We start from the raw sequence: 7,650 nt of genomic DNA on the forward strand, positions 1-7,650 counted from the left end.
AGCGGCTGCACGCCCGTCTTGGGCCGCTCGCCGGGCCCGTCGCGCGGGTCCGGTTCCCCCTCGACGTCACTCCCCCGCCTCTGCGGGCGAGTGGCGCCGTGCCGTTCGGGGCGGCGGCCGGGCTGGTGCACCCGACCACCGGGTTCAGCCTCGCCGACACGTTCCGGCTGGCCCCCGCGGTGGCGTCAGCCGTTCGGGGCGGTCATCGCGCCGTGCGGCGTGTCCTGTGGCCGGTGCGGGCGCGGGTCGTGTATCGGTTGCGCCGCCGTGGGCTGTCGACCCTGCTCAGCCTGACCGCCGCCGAGCACGAGGAGTTCTTCGACCTGTTCTTCGCACTCCCCGACCGACTGTGGCGGGCCTACCTGTCCGGGCGCGCCGACCTCGCGGGCACGACCGCCGCGATGGCCGCGCTGTTCGCCCACGCCCCCGCACACCTCCGCAGAAAGATGATCAACCCATGACCCTCGAGAAGCTCCTCGCCAAGATCCGGCAGGTCTTCCCCGGCGCCGATCCCACCGAGATCAGGCGCCAGCTCGACGAGTACACCGGACCCGACCGGCTCCGCGTCCAGCTCGCCATCGTCAAGCTCTCGGAGGAGGACCGGCGCGACTCCCCCGCGCACTACGTCGGCGCCGCCCGCCACGACCACCGCGACGTCCTCGCCTGGGCCGAGTTCCCCCAGCAGCTGCGACCCGACTGGTTCACCCTCTCGGTGACCGAACGGGCGAAGGTCACGAAGGCGGATCGGCAGCAGTACGCGCGCTGGCTCGCGCGGTGAGCTCGGAGCCCCGAGTCGGACCGGTCGACGTGTTGCGGGGCCGCGTCGTGGGCGCGCCCGCCTAGAATGACTGCATATGGAGCGGTTCACGCCAGGCCAGGTGGTTGAGAAGACCGGATTCAGCCTCGACACGCTGCGGTACTACGAGCGGATCGGGCTGCTCGACGACATCGCCCGGAACTCGGGTGGGCAGCGGGTGTTCACCGAGGACGACGTGGCGTGGCTGCGGATCCTGCGCTGCCTGCGCGACACGGGCATGCCGATCCAGCGGATGGTGCGCTACGCGGAGCTGGCCCGCGGCGGTGAGGAGACCGTGGCCGAGCGGCTGGAACTGCTGCGCGAGCACGACCGCGACATCGACGACAAGATCGCCCACCTCCGGGTGGAGCAGGACCACATCCGCTCGAAGATCGCCTACTACCAGGGGAAGACGGCCCAGCAACGGGAAAGCCACGTCAGTCCGGCCTGATGAGCGACGACGACCGCACGCCGTCGGTGGACGGCCCGACCGCGATGAGCCCGACGAGCGGCCACCTGCGCGGGGGGCAGCCCGACGAGCCGACCACGCCGAACGGCGCCGAGGACCGGGCTGACGAGCTCGCCGTTCCGGAGCCCTCCTCCACACCCGTGGACGGGCCGACCGCCCAGCTCCCGATCGACGAACCCACCGCCGTCGAGCCGGCTGTTCCCGTCAGGCCGGGCGAAGAGACCGCCGGGCAGGGGTTCTGGGCCGAGGCGCAGGGCGGATCCGCCGATGACGAGCCCACTCTCGCCGTCGTCAGCGACGATCCGACCACCACCGGGCCGACGGTCGGGGGCTGGCCGCTGGACCAGTTCGAACCGCCGCCGCCCGGGGAGTTGATCTGGGCACCCGAGGCGCCGCCGGTCGCGGCCGCGGCCACCGGGCGCGGACCCGCCTACTACGTCGCCCTGGGTGCCGTCGTCGTGCTCGTCGTCGGGTTGGTGGCTCTCGCGGCGGTCGTCACCGTGGCGCGGCCGCGGCAGGAGGTTGCCGGGAGCGCGTCCGCCGCGGTGCCCGCCATCACCGGTTCCAGCCAGGCCCCGCCGCCGACCACCTCAGCACCGGCGCCGACCAGCCAGGCCGGTCCGTTCGCCGAGTTGGCCGCGCACCCCCTGTCCAGCGCCACCACCCGCATGCCCGACACCACGTGCGCGCTGCCCCGCTTCGACCCCGCGGACGACAGGCAGGCCGCGTTCTACCAGGCGGCGAAGGTGTGCGCCGACGACGCCTGGCGGCCCGTGCTCCAGGCGGCCAACCTCGACGCCGAGGTCCAGGTCGTCACGCTGACCGCGCCGGTCCAGACCCAGACGTGCGGTGAGCTGACGCCCACGAGCCCGGCCACCGAGTGCGACGGGACCGTCTACCTGAGCCCTGCCTACCTCCGCGACACCGAGCAGAACGGTCGCTATCCCGGGCGTTACCTCGGAGTGTTCCTCCGGGAGTACGCGCGGGCGCTGCAGTACGCGACCGGACTGGACGACCTCGTCGGCAAGGTGAGCACCGGCTCGGCGGCCGACCTGGACACGCGCGTCGACCAGCAGGCGACCTGCCTCGCGGGCGTGGTGAGCGGCTCGATGTCCGGACGCGGCGCCATCGACGGCAACATCACCAACGAGATCCACACCAGACTGTCCACAGTAGACGCACCAGCGGACGCGCAGTCCTGGCTGGACAAGGGATTCCAGCAGCGCACGCCCGCCGCCTGCAACTCCTGGGGCTAGATGGTGAAGCCCAGCGCCCGCAGCTGCTCGCGACCGTCCTCGGTGATCTTCTCCGGGCCCCACGGCGGCATCCAGACCCAGTTGATCCGGAAGTCGTTCACCAACCCGCCGCCCGGACCGGCCGTGAGCGCCGCGCGGGTCTGGTCCTCGATCACGTCGGTGAGGGGGCAGGCCGCCGACGTCAACGTCATGTCCAGGGTCGCGCTGTTGTCGTCCTCGACGCGGATGTCGTAGACCAGCCCGAGGTCGACCACGTTGATGCCCAGCTCGGGGTCGACCACGTCGCGCATGGCCTCCTCGACGTCCTCGATCGCGGCCACGTCCGCCTTCGGCGCGGGCGGCTCGGGCAACGAGTCCACCCCGCGGCCCACTTCTGCGTCAGTCATCGGTCTCTCCCCTCGCTCAGCTGGTGGCACAGCTCGATTGCCAGCCTCGTCGCGACTCGCTGGTGGTCAGGAGCGGAGCTCATCGCGCGGCCCTGACCACCGCGTCCTTGAACGCCATCCAGCCAAGCAAAGCACACTTCACCCGGGCCGGATATTTGGCCACGCCGGCAAAGGCGACGCCGTCCTCCAGCACGTCCTCGTCCGGTTGCACCTGGCCGCGACCCTGCACCATCTCGACGAAGGCGTCCATCGTGGACAGTGCCTCGCCGACCGAGCGGCCCGTGACCAGGTCGGTCAGGACCGACGTGGAGGCCTGGCTGATCGAGCAGCCCTGGCCCTCGTACGAGACGTCGGTGACCTTGTCGTCCGCCACCGCCACCCGCAGGGTCACCTCGTCGCCGCAGGTCGGGTTGACCTGGAACGACTCGGCGTCGAACGGCTCGCGCAGGCCGCGGCCGTGCGGGTTCTTGTAGTGGTCCAGGATGATCTCCTGGTACATGGACTCGAGGTTCATCCGAAGACCTTCTTCACCTGTGCCAGACCCGCCACGAGCGCGTCCGCTTCGGCGGTCGTGTTGTACAGGTAGAAAGACGCACGGGTGGTCGCCGGAATTCCGTAGTGCAGCACGGCCGGCCGGGCGCAGTGGTGGCCCACCCGCACCGCGATGCCCTGCTCGTCCAGGATCTGGCCGACATCGTGTGGGTGAACGCCATCGAGGGTGAAGGAGATCTCGGCGACCCGGCCCTCGGCAGTGGAAGGCCCGATGATCCGTAGGCCCTCCACCGAGGACAGCGCGTCGAGGGCGTACGCCGTCAGTTCGTGCTCGTGCGCCGCGATGGCCGGCATCCCGATCGCCGTCAGGTAGTCGACCGCGGCACCCAGCCCCACGGCCTCCGCGATCGGCGGGGTGCCGGCCTCGAACTTGTGCGGCGGTTGGGCGAAGGTCGACTTCTCCATGGTGACGACCTCGATCATCTCGCCGCCGCCGAGGAACGGCGGCAGCTCCTGGAGGAGCGGCAACCGGGCCCACAGCACCCCGATGCCGGTCGGTGCCAACATCTTGTGGCAGGTGATCGCCACGAAGTCGGCACCCAGCGCGGCCACGTCGAGCGGGAGGTGCGGCGCGGACTGCGACGCGTCCAGCAGCACGAGCGCGCCGACCTGGTGCGCCCGCTCGATGACCGTCTCGACGGGGTTGATCGTGCCGAGCAGGTTCGACACGTGCACCATCGAGACGATCTTCGTCCGCTCGGTGATCACCGAGTCCAGCTCGGACAGGTCGAGGCGGCCCTCGTCGGTGATGGAGAACCACTTCACCGTCGCGCCGGTCCGCTCGGCGAGCAGGTGCCACGGCACGATGTTGCTGTGGTGCTCCATCTCGGTGATGACGATCTCGTCACCCGGGCCGATGCGGTACGCGTGACCGGGGTCGCCGAGCACCCGCGCGACGAGGTTGATGGCCTCCGAGGTGTTCTTGGTGAAGACCACCTCGTCGCGGTTGGGCGCGTTGATGAACCGCGCCATCTTGTCGCGCGCGCCCTCGTACAGCGCGGTGGCTTCCTCGGCCAGCGTGTGGATGCCGCGGTGCACGTTGGCGTTGTGCTTCTCGTAGTACTCGACGATCGCGTCGATGACCTGGCGCGGCTTCTGGGAAGTCGCCGCGTTGTCCAGGTACACCAGGTGCTTGTCGCCGTGCACCAGCCTGGACAGGATCGGGAAGTCCTCGCGGATCGTCCCGACGTCCAGGCCGGAGGTGGTGGTGGTCATGCCGGGAACCTTTCGGGCTCGACTCAGCCGATCGCGGCCGGCTCCTGCTTGCCGGTGAACCGCACGTAACCGTGCTCCTCGAGCTGGCCGGCCAGCTCCGGGCCGCCGGACTCGACGATCCTGCCGCCGGCGAACACGTGCACGAAGTCCGGCGTGATGTGGCGGAGGATGCGGGTGTAGTGGGTGATCAGCATGACGCCGACCTCGCCACCGGCCTTGACGCGGTTGATGCCCTCACTCACCACACGCAGCGCGTCGACGTCCAGGCCCGAGTCGGTCTCGTCCAGGATGGCGATCTTCGGCCGCAGCAGGGCGAGCTGCAGGATCTCGTGGCGCTTCTTCTCCCCGCCGGAGAAGCCCTCGTTGACCGACCGCTCGGCGAACGCCGGGTCGATCTCCAGCTCCGCCATGGCCTCCTTGACCTCCTTGACCCAGTGGCGCAGCTTCGGTGCTTCGCCACGGACCGCGGTGGCGGCGGTGCGCAGGAAGTTCGACATGGACACGCCGGGCACCTCGACCGGGTACTGCATGGCCAGGAACAGGCCGGCCCGCGCGCGTTCGTCCACGGTCATCGACAGCACGTCGTCGCCGTCGAGCAGGACCTCGCCGGAGGTCACCTCGTACTTGGGGTGGCCGGCGATGGCGTAGGACAGGGTGGACTTGCCGGACCCGTTCGGGCCCATGATCGCGTGCGTCTCACCCGCGTTGATGGTCAGGTTGACCCCGGACAGGATCTCCTTGGCGGTCTCGTCGGTGTTGACCGAGACGTGCAGATCCTTGATCTCCAGCGTGGCCATCTCTTGCGCTTTCTCCTCGGTGGTAAGTCAGTTCGTGGTGGTGGTGACGTCGACGTACACGTCGCCGTCGCGGATCTCGACGACGAAGACGTCGACCGGCTCGGTGGCCGGCGGCGACGACGGCGCCCCGGTGCGCAGGTCGAAGCAGGAGCCGTGCAGCCAGCACTCGATGCCCTTGCGGGTCACCTCGCCCTCACTCAGCGCGAGAGTGGCGTGGCTGCACTCGTCCCGCAGCGCGTGCACCTGGTCCCCCTGGCGGACAAGGACAACCGGCTCGTCGTCGATCTCGATGCCGAGCGGCTTGCCGTCGTCCAGATCGGACAGTGCACACGCCCTGATCATGCCGACCCCTCGCCCGCCCGCGCCGCCTTCCACTTGGCAACGAGCGAGTCGCCCATCCTGCTCCCTGGGCCTTTACGAAAGTCCCATTCGTGCACCCGGCGGCCTCCGCAGGCTCCGCTCATGCCCCGACCGCTTCCAGCTCCGCCTCGATCGCCGCTTCCAGCCGCTCCCGGATCTGCGGCACGTCGATCTTCATCAGCAGCTCGTGGAAGAAGCCGCGCACGACCAGCCGGCGCGCCACGCCCTCGGGGATGCCGCGGGCCTGCAGGTAGAACAGCTGCTCGTCGTCGAACCGGCCGGTGGCGCTGGCGTGGCCGGCGCCGGCGATCTCGCCGGTCTCGATCTCCAGGTTCGGCACCGAGTCGGCGCGGGCGCCCTCGGTGAGCACCAGGTTCCGGTTCAGCTCGAAGGTCTCCGTGCCCTCGGCCGCCGCGCGGATCAGCACGTCGCCGATCCACACCGTACGTGCGTCGTCGCCCTGCAGCGCGCCCTTGTAGACCACGTTGGACTTGCAGTTGGGCTTGGCGTGGTCGGCGAACGTGCGCAGCTCGATGTGCTGGCCGGCGTCGGCGAAGTAGAGGCCGTTCAGCTCGGCGTCGCCGCCGGGGCCGTCGTAGACGACCGTCGGGCTGACCCGCACGAGGTCACCGCCGAGCGCGATCAGGTGGTGCCTGAGGGTGGCGTCGCGGCCCAGCCTGGCGTGGTGCGCGGAGACCTGCACGGCGTCGTCGGCCCAGTCGTGCACGCTGACGACCGTCAGCCTGGCGCCGTCGCCGACGATCAGCTCCACGTTGTCGGCGACCGTGCCGCTGCCGCGGTGGTCGACGACCACGACGGCCTCGGCGAACTGCTCGGCGCGGATCTGCAGGTGCCCGTAGGCCACCCGGCCCTCGCCGGGGCCGGTGACGGTCACGGTGGTGACGCCGGCCTTCGTCTCCTTCGGCACGGTGATGACCGTGGCCCGGGTGAAGGAGCTGTAGGCCTGGGCGGCGATCCGGTCGGCGGGCTTGCCACCCTGGCCGAGCCGGGAGTCGTCACGGCCGACGGTCTCGACCCGCACGTCGGGACCGCCGACCTCGACAACAAGCTCTCCGGAGGCGACCGCGCTGCCGTCGTGCAGGCCACGCAGCCGCTTCATCGGCGTGAAGCGCCAGATCTCCTCACGTCCACCTGGAACCTCGAACGCCTCCACATCATACGAGGCGAACTGCTCGGCGCGAGACGCCGCGGGTACCACCGCACCGTGTGAGTGCGGTGTCTGTGCAACGGACGTCATTTAGCCGACGGCCCCTTCCATCTGCAGCTCGATGAGCCGGTTGAGTTCGAGTGCGTACTCCATGGGCAGCTCACGGGCGATCGGCTCGACGAAGCCGCGCACGACCATCGCCATCGCCTCGTCCTCGGTGAGGCCGCGGGACATCAGGTAGAACAGCTGGTCCTCGCTGACCTTCGAGACGGTCGCCTCGTGACCCATGGACACGTTGTCGTTGCGGATGTCCACGTACGGGTAGGTGTCGCTGCGGCTGATCTGGTCGACCAGCAGCGCGTCGCACTTCACCGTGGACTTCGAGTGGTGGGCCCGCTTGGCCACCCTGACCAGACCGCGGTAGGAGGTCCGGCCCCCGCCGCGCGCCACCGACTTCGACACGATGGTCGAGGAGGTGTGCGGCGCGAGGTGCTCCATCTTCGCGCCCGCGTCCTGGTGCTGGCCCTCGCCCGCGAAGGCGATGGACAGGACCTCGCCCTTGGCGTGCTCGCCCATGAGGAACACCGACGGGTACTTCATGGTGACCTTGGAGCCGATGTTGCCGTCGACCCACTCCATGGTCGCGCCCTC

11 protein-coding genes are annotated in these 7,650 nt (G+C 70.1%); 4 read left to right on the plus strand and 7 right to left on the minus strand.

What is annotated here, in order from left to right:
* The 4 genes from ACJ73U_RS25475 to ACJ73U_RS25490 form a co-directional block, all read left to right on the plus strand.
* Positions 1-461: lycopene cyclase family protein (locus ACJ73U_RS25475; protein WP_407780230.1), on the plus strand; the 461-nt coding region annotated here is incomplete at its 5' end.
* Complete coding sequence (locus ACJ73U_RS25480; RefSeq protein ID WP_407780231.1) at positions 458-778, plus strand: hypothetical protein; 321 nt, start codon at positions 458-460, stop codon at positions 776-778. The genes ACJ73U_RS25475 and ACJ73U_RS25480, both read left to right, overlap by 4 nt.
* Positions 779-878: 100 nt before the next feature.
* On the plus strand, positions 879-1,247 hold the full coding sequence (locus tag ACJ73U_RS25485) for a MerR family transcriptional regulator (protein WP_407780232.1): 369 nt from the start codon (positions 879-881) through the stop codon (positions 1,245-1,247).
* The gene (locus ACJ73U_RS25490) at positions 1,247-2,521 is read left to right on the plus strand and encodes a hypothetical protein (RefSeq protein ID WP_407780233.1); all 1,275 of its coding nucleotides are present in this window, start codon (positions 1,247-1,249) and stop codon (positions 2,519-2,521) included. The genes ACJ73U_RS25485 and ACJ73U_RS25490 overlap by 1 nt, the downstream gene beginning before the upstream one ends.
* Here the strand turns inward: ACJ73U_RS25490 and ACJ73U_RS25495 are convergent.
* The 7 genes from ACJ73U_RS25495 to ACJ73U_RS25525 all read right to left on the minus strand — a co-directional run.
* Entirely contained in the window at positions 2,518-2,907 is a 390-nt protein-coding gene (locus tag ACJ73U_RS25495; RefSeq protein WP_407780234.1) for a metal-sulfur cluster assembly factor, read from the minus strand. The two genes, ACJ73U_RS25490 and ACJ73U_RS25495, sit on opposite strands and share 4 nt — an antisense overlap.
* A gap of 79 nt (positions 2,908-2,986) precedes the next feature.
* Entirely contained in the window at positions 2,987-3,421 is a 435-nt protein-coding gene (gene sufU / locus ACJ73U_RS25500; RefSeq protein ID WP_407780235.1) for a Fe-S cluster assembly sulfur transfer protein SufU, read from the minus strand.
* Positions 3,418-4,674: a cysteine desulfurase gene (locus ACJ73U_RS25505; RefSeq protein ID WP_407780236.1), complete on the minus strand. Its 1,257-nt coding sequence runs from the start codon at positions 4,672-4,674 to the stop codon at positions 3,418-3,420. Before ACJ73U_RS25505 ends, sufU begins: the two co-directional genes overlap by 4 nt.
* A gap of 23 nt (positions 4,675-4,697) precedes the next feature.
* The gene (gene sufC / locus ACJ73U_RS25510; RefSeq protein ID WP_407780237.1) at positions 4,698-5,471 is read right to left on the minus strand and encodes a Fe-S cluster assembly ATPase SufC; all 774 of its coding nucleotides are present in this window, start codon (positions 5,469-5,471) and stop codon (positions 4,698-4,700) included.
* Between the two features lie 27 nt (positions 5,472-5,498).
* On the minus strand, positions 5,499-5,813 hold the full coding sequence (locus ACJ73U_RS25515; protein WP_407780238.1) for a non-heme iron oxygenase ferredoxin subunit: 315 nt from the start codon (positions 5,811-5,813) through the stop codon (positions 5,499-5,501).
* A gap of 118 nt (positions 5,814-5,931) precedes the next feature.
* Positions 5,932-7,089: a Fe-S cluster assembly protein SufD gene (gene sufD / locus ACJ73U_RS25520; protein WP_407780239.1), complete on the minus strand. Its 1,158-nt coding sequence runs from the start codon at positions 7,087-7,089 to the stop codon at positions 5,932-5,934.
* Positions 7,090-7,650, minus strand: a 561-nt coding sequence (locus ACJ73U_RS25525; protein ID WP_407780240.1) for a SufD family Fe-S cluster assembly protein, incomplete at its 5' end; no start/stop codon positions are given.

This window comes from Actinophytocola sp. (assembly GCF_045807065.1).
Taxonomy (GTDB): domain Bacteria; phylum Actinomycetota; class Actinomycetes; order Mycobacteriales; family Pseudonocardiaceae; genus Actinophytocola.

Bases quoted from the DNA above. Each gene is read 5' to 3' on its own strand.
- ACJ73U_RS25480 (WP_407780231.1), top strand. From the start codon at position 458: ATGACCCTCGAGAAGCTCCTCGCCAAGATCCGGCAGGTCTTCCCCGGC.
- ACJ73U_RS25490 (WP_407780233.1), top strand. From the start codon at position 1,247: ATGAGCGACGACGACCGCACGCCGTCGGTGGACGGCCCGACCGCGATG.
- ACJ73U_RS25495 (WP_407780234.1), bottom strand. From the start codon at position 2,907: ATGACTGACGCAGAAGTGGGCCGCGGGGTGGACTCGTTGCCCGAGCCG.
- sufU (WP_407780235.1), bottom strand. From the start codon at position 3,421: ATGAACCTCGAGTCCATGTACCAGGAGATCATCCTGGACCACTACAAG.
- ACJ73U_RS25505 (WP_407780236.1), bottom strand. From the start codon at position 4,674: ATGACCACCACCACCTCCGGCCTGGACGTCGGGACGATCCGCGAGGAC.
- sufC (WP_407780237.1), bottom strand. From the start codon at position 5,471: ATGGCCACGCTGGAGATCAAGGATCTGCACGTCTCGGTCAACACCGAC.
- ACJ73U_RS25515 (WP_407780238.1), bottom strand. From the start codon at position 5,813: ATGATCAGGGCGTGTGCACTGTCCGATCTGGACGACGGCAAGCCGCTC.
- sufD (WP_407780239.1), bottom strand. From the start codon at position 7,089: ATGACGTCCGTTGCACAGACACCGCACTCACACGGTGCGGTGGTACCC.